Here is a 14,932-nt window from a genome sequence, read left to right as displayed (position 1 = left end):
GCCGGAGCCCGGACCGCCCCGGCGCGCGCACCGCGCCCGCGAACGGGACGCCGGTGAGCGTCGAGCACAGCCCGCGGCTCCGCGCCGGCGGGCGGGCCGTCCCGCAGCGCCGGAGCGCGCGCGGCGCCGGCCGGCCGCGGCTCACCCGCACCGGGCGCGCCGTCCGCGGGCTGGCCGGCGTGCTGGTCCTCGCCGCCGCCCTGGAGATCCTCGCCCGGTCCGGCGCCGTCGCCGCGGACTCCCTGTCCCCGACCTCCGACATCGTCGTGCGGGCCGGGGAGCTCCTCGGCGACGGCGCGTTCTGGAGCGCCTCGCTCGTGCCGACGCTGAAGGCCTGGGGCCTCGGGCTCGTCATCGCCGTCGCGGTGGCCGTCCCGCTCGGCCTGCTGCTCGGCAGCGTGCCCTACGTCAACACCGCCACCCGCGCGGTCGTGGAGTTCCTGCGGCCGATCCCCTCCGTGGCGCTCATCCCGCTGGTCTCGCTGATCCTCGGCACCGGCCTGGAGATGAAGGTCGTGCTGATCGTGTACGCCGCGGTCTGGCCGGTCATGTTCAACACCCTCTACGGCCTCGGCGACGCCGACCCCGTCGCCAAGGACACCCTGCGGTCCTTCGGGTTCGGGCCGCTCGCGGTGCTGTGGCGGGTCACCCTGCCGGCCGCGCTGCCCTTCATCTACACCGGCGTCCGGCTCGCCACCTCGATCGCGCTGATCCTGGCGGTCGGCGCCGAGATCCTCGCCGGCTTCGGCGACGGGCTCGGGATCTTCATCGGCCAGGCCATGGGCACCCTCGACGGCACCCGCGACGTGATGACCGGGACGCTGCTGGCGGGCTGCCTCGGGCTGCTGGCCAACTCCCTGCTGGCGTTCGGCGAGCGGCGGCTGTTCCGGTGGCACGTACGAGAGGAGCGGTCATGACGGCGCTGAGCGCCCCCCGCGCGATGCCGTCCCGGCTGCTGCGCGCCCTGCTGGACCGGTGGCTGGTGCTGGTGGTCCTCGTCGCGGCCTGGGAGGCCGCCGCCCGGTCCGCCGGCGACGTGTACTTCCCGCCGCCGTCCACCATCGCGGAGCGGATGCGCCGCCTCTGGTTCAGCGGTCCGGCGTCGCACCTGTTCCTCACCGGGGAGGCGACCGGCAACATCCTGCCCAGCCTGGGCCGGATGGCGGTGGCGCTGGCGATCTCGGCGGCCGCGGGCGTCGCCCTCGGCATGGCGCTCGGCCGGTCGCCGCGCGCCCACGCCTACCTGAACCCGGTGTTCGAGTTCGCCCGCTCGATCCCGCCGCCCACCCTGGTGCCGCTGCTGATGGCGCTGTTCACGCTCGGCACGCCGATGCAGATCGCCTCGATCGTGCTGAGCGCGCTCTGGCCGGTCCTCATCAACACCGCCGACGGCGCGCGCACCGTCGACGAGCAGCAGATCCAGACGGCCCGGGTGTTCCGGCTGACGGCGGCGCAGCGGCTGCGCCTGGTGATCTTCCCGGCCGCGCTGCCGAAGATCTTCGCCGGGCTGCGGCTGTCGCTGTCGCTCTCGCTCATCCTGATGGTCTTCGCCGAGCTGCTGCCGGGCACCGACAACGGCATCGGCTTCGAGCTCACCGACGCGCAGAGCCGCAGCGACCTGCCCACCGTGTGGGCCGTCATCGTGCTGCTCGGCATCCTCGGCTACCTGCTGAACGCGGCGCTCACCGCCCTGGAGCGGCGCGTGCTGGCCTGGCACTTCGCCGCCCGCCGCCTGCCGGGCTGAGCGCTCCCCGCACCCCCGTCCCTCCCCCGAGACCCCGCTCGACCCGTCCCCGACACCCCCCATCCCCCAAGGAAGAGACATGCGATCCTTTCGTAGGCTGACCCCGGTCGTCGCCGCCTCCCTGCTGCTCGCCGGCGGCCTCGCCGGCTGCGGCGACGACGACAAGGCCGCCGCCGGCAAGTCCGGCCTGGAGCGCAACGGCCAGATCACGGTGGCCTCGCTGCCGCTGGTCGACGGCGCCGCGCTCTACATCGCCCAGAAGCAGAAGCTGTTCGAGGCCGAGGGCCTGAAGGTCAAGATCCAGCCCGTGCAGCAGAGCATCGCGGCGATGCCCGCCCTGCAGAAGGGCAGCGTCGACGTGATCGCCGGCGCCAACTACGTCACCTTCCTGGCGGCCAACGACGCCGGCACCCTCAAGCTCAAGATCCTCAACGAGGGCGCGACGCTGACCTCCAACATGATGAACGTGGTGGTCCCGGCCAAGTCCCCGATCAAGGAGCCGAAGGACCTGGAGGGCAAGACCGTCGCGGTCAACATCCCCAACAACATCCAGAGCCTGACGCTGAACGCGGTGCTGAAGGCCAAGAACGTCGACCCGACCAAGGTCAAGTACAAGGCCGTCCCGTTCCCGCAGATGGCGACCGCCCTGCAGAAGGGCGACATCGACTCCGCCCACATGGTGGAGCCGTTCCTGTCGGCCGCGCAGAAGAACCTCGGCGCGCGGGTCGTGGTGGACGGCGGCAGCGACCCGGTGAAGGACATGCCGATCAGCGGGTACGTCTCCACCGACGCCTTCACCACCAAGTACCCCAAGCTCGCCGCCGCCTTCCAGCGCGTGATGTTCAAGGCCCAGGCGCAGGCCGCCGGCGACCGCAAGAAGGTCGAGGAGGTGCTGCCGGGCTACGCCAAGATCACGCCGGACGTGGCCTCGGTCATCACCCTGCCCGGCTACCCGACCTCCAACAACGAGACGCGGCTGAACCGCATCGTCGACCTGATGGAGGCGAACAAGCTGCTCAAGCAGAAGCCCGACCTCAAGACGCTGATCTTCACCCCGCAGTCCTGACCTGCACGAAAGGCACACCTCCGTCATGACGGAATTCACGGTCCGCGACGCCGTCTTCGACTTCTGCCGGCGCACCGGTATGACGACCGTCTTCGGCAACCCCGGATCCACCGAGCTCAAGATGTTCCGGGACTTCCCGAGCGACTTCTCCTACGTCCTCGCCCTCCAGGAGTCGGTGGCGGTCGCCGCCGCGGCCGGGCACGCGCTCGGCACCGGCGGCGCCGCCCTGGTCAACCTGCACTCGGCGGGCGGCGTGGGGCACTCGCTCGGAGCGGTCTTCAACGCCCACCGCGACCGGGTGCCCGTCGTGATCGTCGCCGGCCAGCAGGGACGGGCGATGCTGCCGACCCGCCCGTTCCTGTCGGCCGACGAGCCGGCCGAGTTCCCCCGGCCCTACGTCAAGTGGTCCCGCCAGCCCGCGCGCGCCGAGGACGTCCCGGCCGCGTTCGCCGAGGCCTACCGGGTGGCGATGACCCACCCGCGCGGCCCGGTGTTCCTGTCGGTGCCCGAGGACGACTGGGAGCGCCCCGCCGAGCCGGTCCCCGACCGCGTCGTGCACGGCGACTTCCAGGCGTCCCCCGAGGCGCTCGCCGAGCTCGCCGAGGCGCTGAACACCGCCCGCAACCCCGTGATCGTCGTCGGCCCCGGCGTCGAGGACGAGCTCGCGCAGCCGCTCGTCGCCGAGCTCGCCGAGCGCACCGGCGCGCACGTGTGGATCAGCCCGCTGTCGGGCCGGTCCGGCTTCCCCGAGGACCACCCGCAGTTCCGCGGGTTCCTGCCGCCGGTCCGCGACCACATCGTCGAGCGCCTCACCGGCCACGACGTCATCGTGGCGCTCGGCGCCCCGGTGTTCGTCTACCACGTGCACGCCGAGGGCCCCTACGTCCCGGCGGACGCGCGGCTGTTCCACCTGGACTGCGACCCCGAGCAGACGGCCTGGACGCCGGTCGGCACCAGCCTGCTCACCACCGTCCGGTCCGGCGTGACCGGGCTGCTGGAGCTCATCGACGACGGCGCGGCGGCCCGGCTCGGCCGGACCGCCCCCGAGCCCCGCGGGCTGCCCGCCACCCCGCGGGAGACCGACCCGATGGACATCGGGCTGGTCCTGGACACCCTGCGCGGCGCGCTCGCGCCCGGCACCGTCATCGTCGAGGAGTGCCCGAGCCACCGCGACGCCTTCCACGCGCGGGTGCCGATCACCGAGACCGGCGGGTTCCTCACCACCGGCAGCGGCGCGCTCGGCTGGGGCCTGCCGCTCGCGGTCGGCCGCGCCCTCACCGCCGCCGACGGGCAGCGCATCGTCTGCGTCATCGGCGACGGCTCCATCATGTACTCGGTGCAGGGCCTCTGGACCGCCGCCCAGCACAACGTCCCCCTCACGGTCGTGGTGCTGAACAACAACGGCTACGGCGCGGTCAAGGCGCTCGGCCGGCGCATCGGCCTGGACCACATGCCCGGCACCGACATCCGCGGCATCGACTTCCCCGCCGTCGCCGCCGGGCTCGGCGTGCCGGGCGCGCAGGTGCGCTCGTCCGCCGACTTCGGCAAGGCGCTGGAGGAGGCGGCCGGCACCGACGGCCCGTTCCTCATCGAGGTCGCGGTGGCGCGCGACGAGTCGCCCGCCTACGAGCCCTGGGCGCGGTGACGCCGTGCTGAGGATCGACGGGCTGAGCCACCGCTACGGCGAGCACGCCGTGCTCGACGACATGACGCTGGAGGTCGCCGAGGGCGAGCTCGTCAGCATCGTCGGGCCCTCGGGATGCGGCAAGTCCACGCTGCTCCGCTGCATCGCCGGGCTGATCAGCCCGACGAGCGGGCGGGTGACGCTGGACGGCACCCCGGTGGACGGCGTCCCCGACGGCCTCGCGGTCGTGTTCCAGGACTACAGCCGCTCGCTGCTGCCCTGGCTCACCGTCCGCGACAACGTGGCGCTGCCGCTCCGCCGGCGCGGGAAGTCCAAGGCCGAGCGCCGGGCGGCCGCCGACGAGGCGCTCGCCTCGGTCGGGCTGCCCGACGCGGGCCGCAAGTACCCCTGGCAGCTGTCGGGCGGCATGCAGCAGCGGGTGTCGATCGCGCGGGCGCTCGCGTACCGGCCGTCGCTGCTGCTGATGGACGAGCCGTTCGGGTCGGTGGACGCCCAGACCCGCGAGGACCTGGAGGACCTGGTCCTGCGGGTGCACCGCACCGGCGGCATGACGATCCTGCTGGTCACCCACGACATCGACGAGAGCGTCTACGTGGGCGACCGGGTGGTCGTGCTCGGCCGCAACCCCGGGCACATCCGCGCCGAGATCGACGTGACGCTGCCGCCCGAGCGCGACCAGATCGCCACCCGCGCGGACGCCGAGTTCGTCCGCCTGCGCGCCGAGGTCGGCCGCCTGGTCCGGGGCGCGGCCTCGGGCCCCGTCGCCGCCTGAGCACGTCCCGCCGGCCGGTGGCGGGGACGGTCCACCCGTCCCCGCCACCGGCCGGCGGCGTTCCCGGCCCCTTTTCCCGCCGCGCCGCCGGCGCTGCGGGCGGGATATCGACGAAACCCTCAACACGCCTCGACACATAGGGCAAACTCCATGATGATCTCTGGACGCCGCCGCGGCGCCCGACCGGCCGGCGACGACGACGAGGGGACCGTCATGGACGTACTGATCGCGGGCGCCGGCGTGGGCGGGCTCACCGCCGCGCTCGCCCTGCACGAGGCGGGCGTCGCGGCCCGCGTGCTGGAGGCGGCGCGGACGCTGCGGCCGCTCGGCGTCGGCGTCAACCTGCTGCCGCACGCCGTGCGGGAGCTGACCGAGCTCGGCCTCGGCGCGACGCTCGCCGCGACGGCGATCCCGACCGGCGAGATGGTGCACTTCGACCGGCACGGCGGCCGCATCTGGGGCGAGCCGCGCGGCCGCGCGCTCGGCTACGACTGGCCGCAGTACTCGCTGCACCGCGGCGAGCTGCAGATGGCGCTGCTCGCCGCGGTGCGCGAGCGCCTCGGCCCGGGCGCCGTGCTCGCCGGGACCGCCCTGGAGTCCTTCGCCCAGGACGCCGGCGGCGTCACCGCCCACGTGCGCGACCGCGCGTCCGGCGCCCGCGGCGAGCTGCGCGCGGACGTCCTGGTCGGCGCCGACGGCCTGCACTCGGCCGTCCGCGCCGCCCTGCACCCCGGCGAGCCCGCGCCGCTGTGGAACGGGGTGCGGATGTGGCGCGGCGTCACCGAGGCCGCGCCGTTCCTCGGCGGCCGCACGATGGCCGTCGCGGGCAGCAACACCGCCGGCAAGCTCGTCGTCTACCCGATCTCCCTGGCCGCCGAGGAGCGCGGGACGGCCCTGCTGAACTGGGTCGCCGAGGTCCGCACCGGCGGCGGGAGCCGGGCGGGCGAGGCCGACTGGAACCGCACCGGCGACGTCGCGGACGTGCTCGCCCACTTCGCCGGCTGGCGGTTCCCCTGGCTGGACGTCCCCGCGCTGCTGCGGGGCGCGCCCGAGGTGCTGGAGTACCCGATGGTGGACCGCGACCCGCTGCCGTCCTGGACGCGCGGCCGCGTCACCCTGCTCGGCGACGCCGCGCACCCGATGTACCCGATCGGCTCCAACGGCGCCTCGCAGGCCGTGCTGGACGCCCGCGTCCTCGCCTTCGAGCTGGCCCGCGCCGCCGCGCCGGAGGCGGGCCTCGCCGCCTACGAGGCGGCGCGCCGCGAGCCCGTCAACGCGATCGTGCTGGCCTGCCGCGACATGCCGGCCGACCGCGTCCTGCACACCGTCGCCGAGCGCGCCCCGGGCGGCTTCGCGCGCATCGAGGACGTGCTGTCGGCGGACGAGCTCGCGGCCATCTCCGGCGCCTACCGGGCGACGTCGTTCTCCGACGCGGCCGCGCTGAACGCCCGCCCGTCGCTGTCCCCCGGCCGGGCGGCCCGCTGACCGGCGCCCCGATCGACAGCGCCCCGGCCTACTTGGCGTCGGCGTAGCAGCGCACGGCGGCGATCTCCATCGGGAACGCCACCGGCGTCGGCCCGAACAGCAGGCGGGCCGCGTCGGCGGCCGAGGCGCGGACGGCCTCGACGACCGCGCCGGCGAGCGCGTCCGGGGCGTGCACGATGACCTCGTCGTGCTGGAAGAACACCAGCCGGGGCGGGCCGAGCTCGGCGAGGCGCCCGCGCAGCACCGCCAGCAGCGCGAGCGCCCAGTCGGCGGCCGTGGCCTGCACGACGAAGTTGCGGGTGAAGCGGCCGCGGCCGCGCAGCGCGGTCGCCGAGCGCTCGTCCTCGCCCGTCGCGGTGAGCTCGCGCCAGCCCGCCGACGGCGGCGGGCAGGTGCGGCCGAGCAGCGACCGGACGAGGCCGCCGCGCTCGCCGGTGCGGGCGGCGTCCTCGACGTAGCCGAACGCGGCGGGGAAGCGGCCCTTCAGCACGCCGAGGAGCTGCGCGGCGTCGCCGGTGCCGCCGCCGTACATCGCCGACAGCAGCGCGAGCTTGGCCTTGCCGCGCGGCGTCAGGTCGCCGCCGGTGTCGGGGAAGGCGGGCGCGAGCGCGGCGTACAGGTCGCCGTGCGCGGCGGCGTCCGCGAACGCGCGGTCGCCCGCGAGGGCGGCGAGCACCCGGGGTTCGAGCTGCGCGGCGTCGGCGACGACCAGCGTCCAGCCGTCGTCGGCGACGACGGCGCGGCGCAGCACCCGGGGGATCTGCAGCGCTCCCCCGCCGTTGGTGGCCCACCGGCCCGACACCACGCCGCCCGCGACGTACTCGGCCCGGAACCGCCCGCCGCGCACCCAGGTGTCCAGCCACGCCCAGCCGTGCGCGGTGTGCAGCCGGGCGAGCTCCTTGTACTCCAGCAGCAGCGGGACGGCGGGGTGGTCGAGGCGTTTCAGCACGTGCGCGCGGGTGGAGGCGACGGGGTGCCCGGCGGCGGCGAACGCCTTGACGATCTGCGCGGGCGAGTCGGGGTTCAGGCCGCGCACGCCGAACGCCTCGTTGACGCGGTCGGCGAGGTCCTGGAGCTTGCGCGGCCGCAGCCCGGGGGCGGGCCGGGGGCCGAGCAGGCCGGTGAGCAGCTCGTCGTGGGCGGCGGCCGACCAGGGCAGCCCGTCGAAGCCCAGCTCGGCGGCGGCGAGCGCCCCCGCCGACTCGGCGGCGGCGAGCAGCGCGAACCCCGGCAGCGGCGCCATCGCGCGGCGCTGCGCGGCGTGCACCGCCACGATCTGGTCGAGGTCGTCGCCGGGATCGGGGTCGCCGGTGTCGAACAGCGACGCCTGCGGGTCCGCGCCGTGCGGGACCGGGTCGGCGGGCACGGGCAGGCCGCGCAGGCGGGCGTGCGCGGCGCGCACCGAGCGCGGCTCGCCGTAGCGGCCGGCGTGCCCGAGCAGCAGCGTCTCGACGAGTTCGAGGTCGTGGCAGCGCGCCGCCCGCGTCCCGGCGGCCAGCAGCGCCGGGTAGAGGCGCGCCGTGGACGCCCACACCCAGCGCACCGGCTCGGCGCCGTCCGCGCGTGCGGCGGCCTCGCGGGCGGCGACGGCGGCGGCGAGGTCGGGGACGCGCTCGGCGGGCCCGGCGGGCGCGCCGTCGTCGGCGACGGGCCGCAGCACCGCCCCGCCGTCCGGCCCGGCGGCCACCGCGATCCTCATCCCGCCATTGTCGCCGCCGGCACCGACAGAAAGGGCGAGGCCCCGCCGTGGCGGGGCCTCGCCGGGGCCGCGTCAGGGCGCGGCCGGGGTGCGGGTCAGGACGCGAGCGGGACCTGCATGCCCGCCACGACGCCGCGGTAGCGGTCGATGACCTTGTTCAGCTCGATCTGGTAGTAGAGCACGCCGAACCCGAAGATGCCGAGCAGGAAGCCGAGGCCGCCGCTGCACGAGGGGACGAGGCCCGCGGCGCGCTGCGCCTGCGCGATCCGGCCGGCGAGCTTGACGTACATGACCAGCGGCCAGATGCCGAGGGTGACGAATCCCAGGATCATCGACAGCAGCGCGTTCGTGGCCGCGTCGCCGGTCCGCCGGTCGTAGGCGAACAGCTCGGCGTGCACCTTGTAGAACCAGACCAGGCCGTAGATCCCGAAGGTGATCAGCGGCAGGCCGAGCCAGGCGGCGAAGGGGTTGCGGCGCTTCATGTTGAGGCCGAGGCCGGCCGGCACCGGCTGCTGGTGCGGGACGTGCACCGGGGCCGGGGCGCCGTGGTGGGCCTGAGCGTAGGGCTGGTGACCCTGCTGGGGGTAGCCCTGCTGGGGGTAGCTCATGGTTCTCCTGGGGACTGCGGTCATGGATCGGCCGAGCGGCGCGGGGAACCGTCATCCGAGCGGGCACGACACTAGCGACTGGCGATCTGTTAGAGCCGCCGGAGCGGCCGCGGGTTCGCTATCGCAACGAGATCGTCACCTCGTCCTCGACGGGCGGGTCCGCCTCGTGGTCGCCGCAGCCGGTGACGGCGTGGCAGCGGATGCGGAGCGCGTCCGGCGTGACGTCCAGGCGGAGCAGGTGCTTGAAGAACGGCGCGTGGTCCCAGTCGGCCATCTCCGACCGGAACCGCTGCGGGGTGCGGTGCACCGGCAGGCGCAGCAGCCGGAACCGCTTGGTGCGGCCGCGCGGCACGCCGAGCAGGACCGCGACGAGGCGGGCGCGCGTGGAGGGGCGCGCCGCGATGCCGTCCGGCCCGTCCTCGGCGTAGCCGCGGGCGGGCCGGATTCCGAGGCGGTGCCGGACGACCCGCGCGGCCTCCTTCGGCGTCAGCTCCCAGAACCACGGCATCCGCGTCACCCGGCCGTACAGGCGGCTGTAGCGCGACAGCGAGTCGCCGCGCAGCGGGTAGAGGCGGAAGTCGTCCTCCTCGACCGAGCCGACCTTGGGGATGGTGTGGGTGGCGTGCATGAACGCGCCGCCGCCGCCGGACACGATGTACTGGATCGTGCGGTCGCCGACCCGCACCGGGTAGCGCTGGTAGTTGTGGATGTCGCCGCCGATCGCCGCGACGTAGTTGCAGGCCGGGTCGGCGACGATCGCGTCCACCGTGCCGCCGCCCTCGACGGGGCCGGGGTGGTGCTCGTCGTCGACGTAGATCGGCTTGCCGGTGATCAGGACCTTGGGCTTCGGGCCGGCCGACACCTCGCGCAGCCAGGCCGCCTGGTCGCGGTCGATGCCGCCGAGGATGCCGGTGTCGATGCCGACGACGCGCAGGCTCGGGGTGTCGATCGCCCAGTACGGGCCGGGCTGGGCGCCGCGCTGGCCGGGCGCGCCCCGGTAGCGGTCGCGGGCGGCGTCGAGCGCGGGGCCGTCCACCGGTCCCGAGCGGCGCCACAGCAGCGTGGCGAGCCGGGCGAACGGGCCGGTCCAGGGCGGCGGCGCGCAGTCGGCGTCCACCCCGCAGAAGATCCGCAGGAAGCCGCGCAGGCCGTCGTACCAGTCGTGGTTGCCCGGCACCGCGAAGATCGGGCCGGGGTAGCCCCGGTAGGGGCGGAAGAACTTCTCCGGGTAGTCGCCGGCGTCGCCGGTCGGGTAGATGACGTCGCTGGCGATCACCAGGAAGTCGGTGCCGGGCGCGACGGCCTCCAGCGGCGGCACGACGGCGTACTGCGACCGGTCGCCCTCGCCGGTGTCGCCCATCACCAGGAACGAGAACGCCTCGGCGCCGCGGTGCACGGTGAACCCGGCGGGGACGCCGCGCTCGCCGAGCTCGGCGAGGACGCGGCGGCGGATGTCGTCGGACGGGTCGCCGAACAGCCGCGCGACCACGTCGTTGCGGGCCCGCCACAGGACCGCGGGGTGGCGCCAGGAGAACCTCGGCACGCGCTCGGGGAGCAGTTCCTCGAACCGTCCCGGCCGCTGGCAGACCCAGCCCGCGCCCGCCTCGGACGTGCGTGAGTTCTCGTGCCGCAACGAAAGACCTCCGGGGGGTGGGCGCTTTCTGCGCCACCCTTCCCCGGAGGTGTTCCGTGCGTCAAGACGCTAATGGGCGCCCGTGCCGGTAAGGGCCCGGACCTCCAGTTCCGCGAACTTCGTGTCGGTCCGCTCCTTGGCGAGGACGGTGCCGAGGTAGGCGCAGAGGAACCCGACCGGGATCGAGATGAGGCCGGGGTTCTGCAGCGGGATCAGCGCGACGGTGTCGGTGCTGAACAGGGCGTCGGCGTTCCCCTTGGGGATGGTGTCGGACTTGCCGCCCCAGCAGATCGGGCTGAGCAGCACGACGCCGACAGCGGCGACGAGGCCGCCGTAGATGCCGGCGACCGCGCCGGTCGTGTTGAACCGCTTCCAGAACAGCGAGAACAGCAGCGTCGGCAGGTTCGCCGACGCCGCGACGGCGAAGGCGAGCGCGACCAGGAACGCCACGTTCAGCCCGCGCGCGAAGATCGACAGCACGATCGCCACCGCGCCGATGCCGAGCGCCGCCCAGCGCGCCACCTTGACCTCGTCCTCGTCGGTGGCCTTCCCGCGCCGGATGACGTTGGCGAAGATGTCGTGCGCGAACGACGACGAGGACGCCAGCGTCAGGCCCGCGACCACCGCGAGGATGGTGGCGAACGCGACCGCCGCGATGATGGCGAGGAACACCGCGCCGCCGGTCGAGCCGTGCCCGCCGCCGAGGTGCTCGGCGAGCTGCGGCGCGGCGGTGTTGCCGCCCTTGTCCTGCGCGGCGATGGCCTTGCCGCCGACCAGCGCCGCCGCGCCGAACCCGATGACCAGGGTCATCAGGTAGAACACGCCGATGATGCCGATCGCCCAGTTCACCGAGGCGCGCGCGGCCCGCGCGTTCGGCACCGTGTAGAAGCGGATCAGGATGTGCGGCAGGCCCGCGGTGCCGAGGACGAGCGCGAGGCCGAGCGAGAGCAGGTCCAGCTTGGACCAGACGTCGGTCGCGCCGTACTTGAGGCCCGGCTCCAGGAACGCCGTCCCCTTGCCGCTCTTGTCGGCGGCGGCGCCGAGCAGCTCGGAGACGTTGAAGCTGTACTTCGACAGCACCCAGACCGTCATGACGAGCGCGCCCGTCATGAGCATGACGGCCTTGACGATCTGCACCCAGGTGGTGCCCTTCATGCCGCCGACCGTCACGTAGAAGATCATCAGCGCGCCCACCACCACGATCGTCCAGATCTTGGTGGCCTCGCTCTGCGTGCCGAGCAGCAGCGTCACCAGGGCGCCGGCGCCGACCATCTGCGCCAGCAGGTAGAAGATCGACACCACGATGGTGGAGATGCCGGCCGCCGCCCGGACCGGCCGCTGCCGCATCCGGAACGCCAGCACGTCGGCCATGGTGAAGCGGCCGGAGTTGCGCAGCATCTCGGCGACCAGCAGCAGCGCGACGAGCCACGCCACCAGGAAGCCGATCGAGTAGAGGAACCCGTCGTAGCCCGACAGCGCGAAGATGCCCGCGATGCCGAGGAACGAGGCGGCCGACATGTAGTCGCCGCCGATCGCCAGGCCGTTCTGCAGCGGCGAGAACGAGCGCCCGCCGGCGTAGAAGTCGGCGGCCGTCCGGGTCTGCCGGCTCGCCCGGATGGTGATGTAGAGCGTGATCGCCACGAAGACGGCGAACAGCGCCAGGGAGATCGTGCGGTGCTCGTTCTCGCCGGCCGCGAGCACGGGCGCCACCACGTGGGACGGCGTCATCGGGTCTCCTCCTCGGGACCGTCGCCGCCCGCGCGGCGCTCCTCGGCAGTGCTCGGCCCCGCGGTGCCCGGCCCCGTGACGCCGGGCTCCGTGGTGTCCTGCTCGGTGGTGCCCGGCCCGGCGGCGGGCGCCGCGGGCGCGGTCTCCTCGGCGGCCGGCGCAGCCGCGGCGGCGCCGGGGATCCCCGCGCGCACCCCGTCGGCCAGCGGCTCCAGCCTGTTGCGCGCGTAGCGCTCGTAGAGCCAGGCGATGAGGAACGTCGAGACGAACTGCAGCAGGCCGAACAGCAGCGCCACGTTGACGTTGCCGAAGACCTTGGTGCCCATGAAGCCGCGCGCGTAGGCCGACAGCACCACGTACAGCAGGTACCAGACCAGGAAGGCCGCGGTCATGGGGAACACGAAGCGGCGGAAGGCGCTCCGCAGCCGCGCGAACTCGGGGCTCTCGTCGATGCTCAGATAGGTGGCTTCGTCCAGCCCGCCGCCCCCGGCGGGTCCGGGTCCGGGGCTCGCTCCCGCCCCGGACGATTCGGTTGTCACACAGACCTCCGGCAAATGCTCCTCCTCGTCGTCGCCGAATGACGGCGACGACGGTGCCCGAAACGGGGGGACGGGCGAGGCCATTTGACCAAGACCTTGGTTGGTTTACCCAGAGTGGTGACGAGGCCGATGCAGGGCCGATGCGGGAATGAGACCTGGATCACATGCGGCGGCGGGCGGGCGGGACGGGCGCCCCGCCCGGCCGCCCGCTAGGCGACCTCGAAGGAGCCCCGGTCGCCGGTGTCGACGATCTCCCGGCCGAGCGGCAGCAGCGACACCGGGATCAGCTTGAAGTTGGCGATCCCGAACGGGATGCCGATGATCGTGATGCAGAGCGCGATGCCGGTGGTGAGGTGGCCGAGGGCGAGCCACCAGCCGGCCACGACCACCCAGATCACGTTGCCGAGCGCCGAGCCGGCGCCCGCGTCGGCGCGCCGCACCACGCGGTGCCCGAACGGCCAGAGCGTGAAGGCCGCGATGCGGAAGGAGGCGATGCCGAACGGGATGGTGACGATCAGGACGCAGCAGATGATCCCGGCGACCGCGTACCCGATGGCGAGCCAGAACCCCGACAGCACGAGCCAGATGATGTTCAACAGGGTGCGCACACCGGCAACTCTAGGCGGGCGGCCGGGCTCCGGCGCGGAGCCCCGGCACCCGCCGCGCTCACGCGGCGTGGCGGACGGCCCGGGGCGGGGCCGGGCGACGGGTCAGGTGACGCTGCGGATCACGAAGGGCCGCACGCCGCCGAGCGGGGCGGTGACGCTCCGGACCGGGACGGGGCGCTCCCCCGTCGTCCACCACCGCATGATCGACTGCGTGGTGAAGGTCTGCGCGGTGGACGCCGGCGCCACCCCCGTGGACGCCGGCGCCACCGCGACGAGGGCGCCTGCGGTCACCATGAGTCCCCCCAGAACGGCGTTGGCACGCCTTCCCATGATGCCTCCACAGACGGCCCAGAGGTCCCGTAATCGGGACTTACCAGGAACGCTATCCGGTGGACCTTAATAGGCCTGTAAACCTGCCCAAATGCGCCCTCCAAGTTTCGGATCATGGCGCTGAGCTGGCCGAACGTCCTGCGGAGGCTCGGGGGGCCAGTACCCGCAACGCGCCGGGAATCACCTTCGCGGTGACCGGGAGGACGCCCGGCAGCTCGCCGTCCGCGCCGTAGGGCAGCGTCCGGCCCGGCGCGGCGAGCTCGATCCGCACCTCGCGGCCGCGCAGCGTCTCCACCTGCGGGCGGCGCAGGTGCGCCCCGTCGGCGAGGTCGCGCATGACGCCGAAGAACAGCCGCTTCGGCCCGTCGGTGACGATGACGACGTCGAGCAGGCCGTCGTCCTCGACCGCCTGCGGGGCGATCCGCCGGTCGAACCCGTAGTAGCCGGAGTTGGCGACGACGACGGTGAACCCGCTCCGCCGGTGCTCGACGCCGTCCACGGTGACGATGTAGTCGGCGGCCTTCCAGCCGGCGACGGCGCGGAGCGCGCCGGCGGTGTAGGACAGCGCGCCGCGCAGGAACCGGGTCTCGTTGGCGTACTGGTTGGCGAGCGCGTCCACGCCCGCGTACACGCTGCCGAGGACGGGCACGCCGTTGGCGTCGATGGCGTCCACCGGGCGCGGCTCGCCGTGCAGCAGCAGCTCGGCGAGCTCCTCGGGACCGGACGGCAGGCGGAGCTGGCGGGCGAAGTCGTTGCCGCGCCCGGCCGGGACGATGCCGAGCACCGCGCCGCTGCCGGCGAGCGCCCCGCCGACGCAGCCGACCATGCCGTCGCCGCCGACGCCGAGCACGACGTGGCCGGCGCCGGCGGCGCCGCGCGCCAGGGCGGCGGCGTGCTCCAGGCCGCGGCTGTACTCGACCTGGACGGTCGCGCCGGCCTCGCGCAGCAGCCGGGCGAGCGGGATCAGGGTGCGCGCCGAGGCCGACCCGCCCGCGGTGGGGTTGACGACGGCGGTGAAGGTCCGGGGGGCGCCGGCCGGGGGGACGTCGGCCTGGGGGGCGCTGCCGCTCATGTC

The 14,932-nt window shown here is 74.4% G+C and carries 14 protein-coding genes; 6 read left to right on the top strand and 8 right to left on the bottom strand.

What is annotated here, in order from left to right; translation table 11 throughout:
- The first annotated feature begins 53 nt into the window (after nucleotides 1-53).
- From K1Y72_RS08915 to K1Y72_RS08890, 6 genes are all read left to right on the top strand, one after another.
- Complete coding sequence (locus K1Y72_RS08915) at nucleotides 54-917, top strand: ABC transporter permease (protein ID WP_220165022.1); 864 nt, start codon at nucleotides 54-56, stop codon at nucleotides 915-917.
- On the top strand, nucleotides 914-1,744 hold the full coding sequence (locus tag K1Y72_RS08910; protein WP_258572113.1) for an ABC transporter permease: 831 nt from the start codon (nucleotides 914-916) through the stop codon (nucleotides 1,742-1,744). Before K1Y72_RS08915 ends, K1Y72_RS08910 begins: the two co-directional genes overlap by 4 nt.
- Nucleotides 1,745-1,823: 79 nt before the next feature.
- Entirely contained in the window at nucleotides 1,824-2,810 is a 987-nt protein-coding gene (locus tag K1Y72_RS08905) for an ABC transporter substrate-binding protein (protein WP_220165020.1), read from the top strand.
- Nucleotides 2,811-2,835: 25 nt separating this feature from the next.
- The gene (gene mdlC / locus K1Y72_RS08900) at nucleotides 2,836-4,455 is read left to right on the top strand and encodes a benzoylformate decarboxylase (RefSeq protein WP_220165018.1); all 1,620 of its coding nucleotides are present in this window, start codon (nucleotides 2,836-2,838) and stop codon (nucleotides 4,453-4,455) included.
- A 4-nt stretch (nucleotides 4,456-4,459) separates the two neighbouring features.
- On the top strand, nucleotides 4,460-5,227 hold the full coding sequence (locus K1Y72_RS08895) for an ABC transporter ATP-binding protein (RefSeq protein WP_308286960.1): 768 nt from the start codon (nucleotides 4,460-4,462) through the stop codon (nucleotides 5,225-5,227).
- Nucleotides 5,228-5,440: 213 nt separating this feature from the next.
- The gene (locus tag K1Y72_RS08890; RefSeq protein WP_220165016.1) at nucleotides 5,441-6,712 is read left to right on the top strand and encodes a flavin-dependent oxidoreductase; all 1,272 of its coding nucleotides are present in this window, start codon (nucleotides 5,441-5,443) and stop codon (nucleotides 6,710-6,712) included.
- Between the two features lie 28 nt (nucleotides 6,713-6,740).
- Here K1Y72_RS08890 and K1Y72_RS08885 read toward each other — a convergent pair whose 3' ends face one another.
- The 8 genes from K1Y72_RS08885 to K1Y72_RS08850 form a co-directional block, all read right to left on the bottom strand.
- Nucleotides 6,741-8,411 (bottom strand): bifunctional 3'-5' exonuclease/DNA polymerase, encoded by a 1,671-nt coding sequence (locus K1Y72_RS08885; RefSeq protein ID WP_220165014.1) that lies wholly within the window; start codon nucleotides 8,409-8,411, stop codon nucleotides 6,741-6,743.
- A gap of 95 nt (nucleotides 8,412-8,506) precedes the next feature.
- Nucleotides 8,507-9,019, bottom strand: a complete 513-nt coding sequence (locus K1Y72_RS08880; RefSeq protein ID WP_220165012.1) for a DUF4234 domain-containing protein — start codon at nucleotides 9,017-9,019, stop codon at nucleotides 8,507-8,509.
- Between the two features lie 118 nt (nucleotides 9,020-9,137).
- A complete protein-coding gene (locus tag K1Y72_RS08875) occupies nucleotides 9,138-10,652 on the bottom strand; it encodes a metallophosphoesterase family protein (protein ID WP_220165010.1) in 1,515 nt (504 codons plus the stop codon).
- A gap of 69 nt (nucleotides 10,653-10,721) precedes the next feature.
- Nucleotides 10,722-12,380 carry a monocarboxylic acid transporter gene (locus K1Y72_RS08870; protein WP_220165008.1) on the bottom strand — a complete coding sequence of 553 codons (1,659 nt, stop codon included), beginning with the start codon at nucleotides 12,378-12,380 and terminating at the stop codon, nucleotides 10,722-10,724.
- On the bottom strand, nucleotides 12,377-12,919 hold the full coding sequence (locus tag K1Y72_RS37570; protein WP_372452855.1) for a DUF485 domain-containing protein: 543 nt from the start codon (nucleotides 12,917-12,919) through the stop codon (nucleotides 12,377-12,379). The genes K1Y72_RS08870 and K1Y72_RS37570 overlap by 4 nt, the downstream gene beginning before the upstream one ends.
- A gap of 209 nt (nucleotides 12,920-13,128) precedes the next feature.
- Nucleotides 13,129-13,527 (bottom strand): YccF domain-containing protein, encoded by a 399-nt coding sequence (locus K1Y72_RS08860; RefSeq protein ID WP_220165004.1) that lies wholly within the window; start codon nucleotides 13,525-13,527, stop codon nucleotides 13,129-13,131.
- A gap of 102 nt (nucleotides 13,528-13,629) precedes the next feature.
- A complete protein-coding gene (locus K1Y72_RS08855; protein ID WP_220165002.1) occupies nucleotides 13,630-13,821 on the bottom strand; it encodes a hypothetical protein in 192 nt (63 codons plus the stop codon).
- Between the two features lie 148 nt (nucleotides 13,822-13,969).
- The gene (locus K1Y72_RS08850; protein WP_220165001.1) at nucleotides 13,970-14,929 is read right to left on the bottom strand and encodes a diacylglycerol/lipid kinase family protein; all 960 of its coding nucleotides are present in this window, start codon (nucleotides 14,927-14,929) and stop codon (nucleotides 13,970-13,972) included.
- Between the last annotated feature and the right edge of the window lie 3 nt (nucleotides 14,930-14,932).

This window comes from Actinomadura parmotrematis (assembly GCF_019458805.1).
Taxonomy (GTDB): domain Bacteria; phylum Actinomycetota; class Actinomycetes; order Streptosporangiales; family Streptosporangiaceae; genus Spirillospora; species Spirillospora parmotrematis.
This window is presented reverse-complemented; position numbering and strand designations above follow the sequence as displayed.

What these genes read in the sequence shown, in the direction of transcription:
- K1Y72_RS08910 (WP_258572113.1), top strand. Translation starts at nt 914, where the DNA reads ATGACGGCGCTGAGCGCCCCCCGCGCGATGCCGTCCCGGCTGCTGCGC.
- K1Y72_RS08905 (WP_220165020.1), top strand. Translation starts at nt 1,824, where the DNA reads ATGCGATCCTTTCGTAGGCTGACCCCGGTCGTCGCCGCCTCCCTGCTG.
- mdlC (WP_220165018.1), top strand. Translation starts at nt 2,836, where the DNA reads ATGACGGAATTCACGGTCCGCGACGCCGTCTTCGACTTCTGCCGGCGC.
- K1Y72_RS08890 (WP_220165016.1), top strand. Translation starts at nt 5,441, where the DNA reads ATGGACGTACTGATCGCGGGCGCCGGCGTGGGCGGGCTCACCGCCGCG.
- K1Y72_RS08885 (WP_220165014.1), bottom strand. Translation starts at nt 8,411, where the DNA reads ATGAGGATCGCGGTGGCCGCCGGGCCGGACGGCGGGGCGGTGCTGCGG.
- K1Y72_RS08880 (WP_220165012.1), bottom strand. Translation starts at nt 9,019, where the DNA reads ATGAGCTACCCCCAGCAGGGCTACCCCCAGCAGGGTCACCAGCCCTAC.
- K1Y72_RS08870 (WP_220165008.1), bottom strand. Translation starts at nt 12,380, where the DNA reads ATGACGCCGTCCCACGTGGTGGCGCCCGTGCTCGCGGCCGGCGAGAAC.
- K1Y72_RS08855 (WP_220165002.1), bottom strand. Translation starts at nt 13,821, where the DNA reads ATGGTGACCGCAGGCGCCCTCGTCGCGGTGGCGCCGGCGTCCACGGGG.
- K1Y72_RS08850 (WP_220165001.1), bottom strand. Translation starts at nt 14,929, where the DNA reads ATGAGCGGCAGCGCCCCCCAGGCCGACGTCCCCCCGGCCGGCGCCCCC.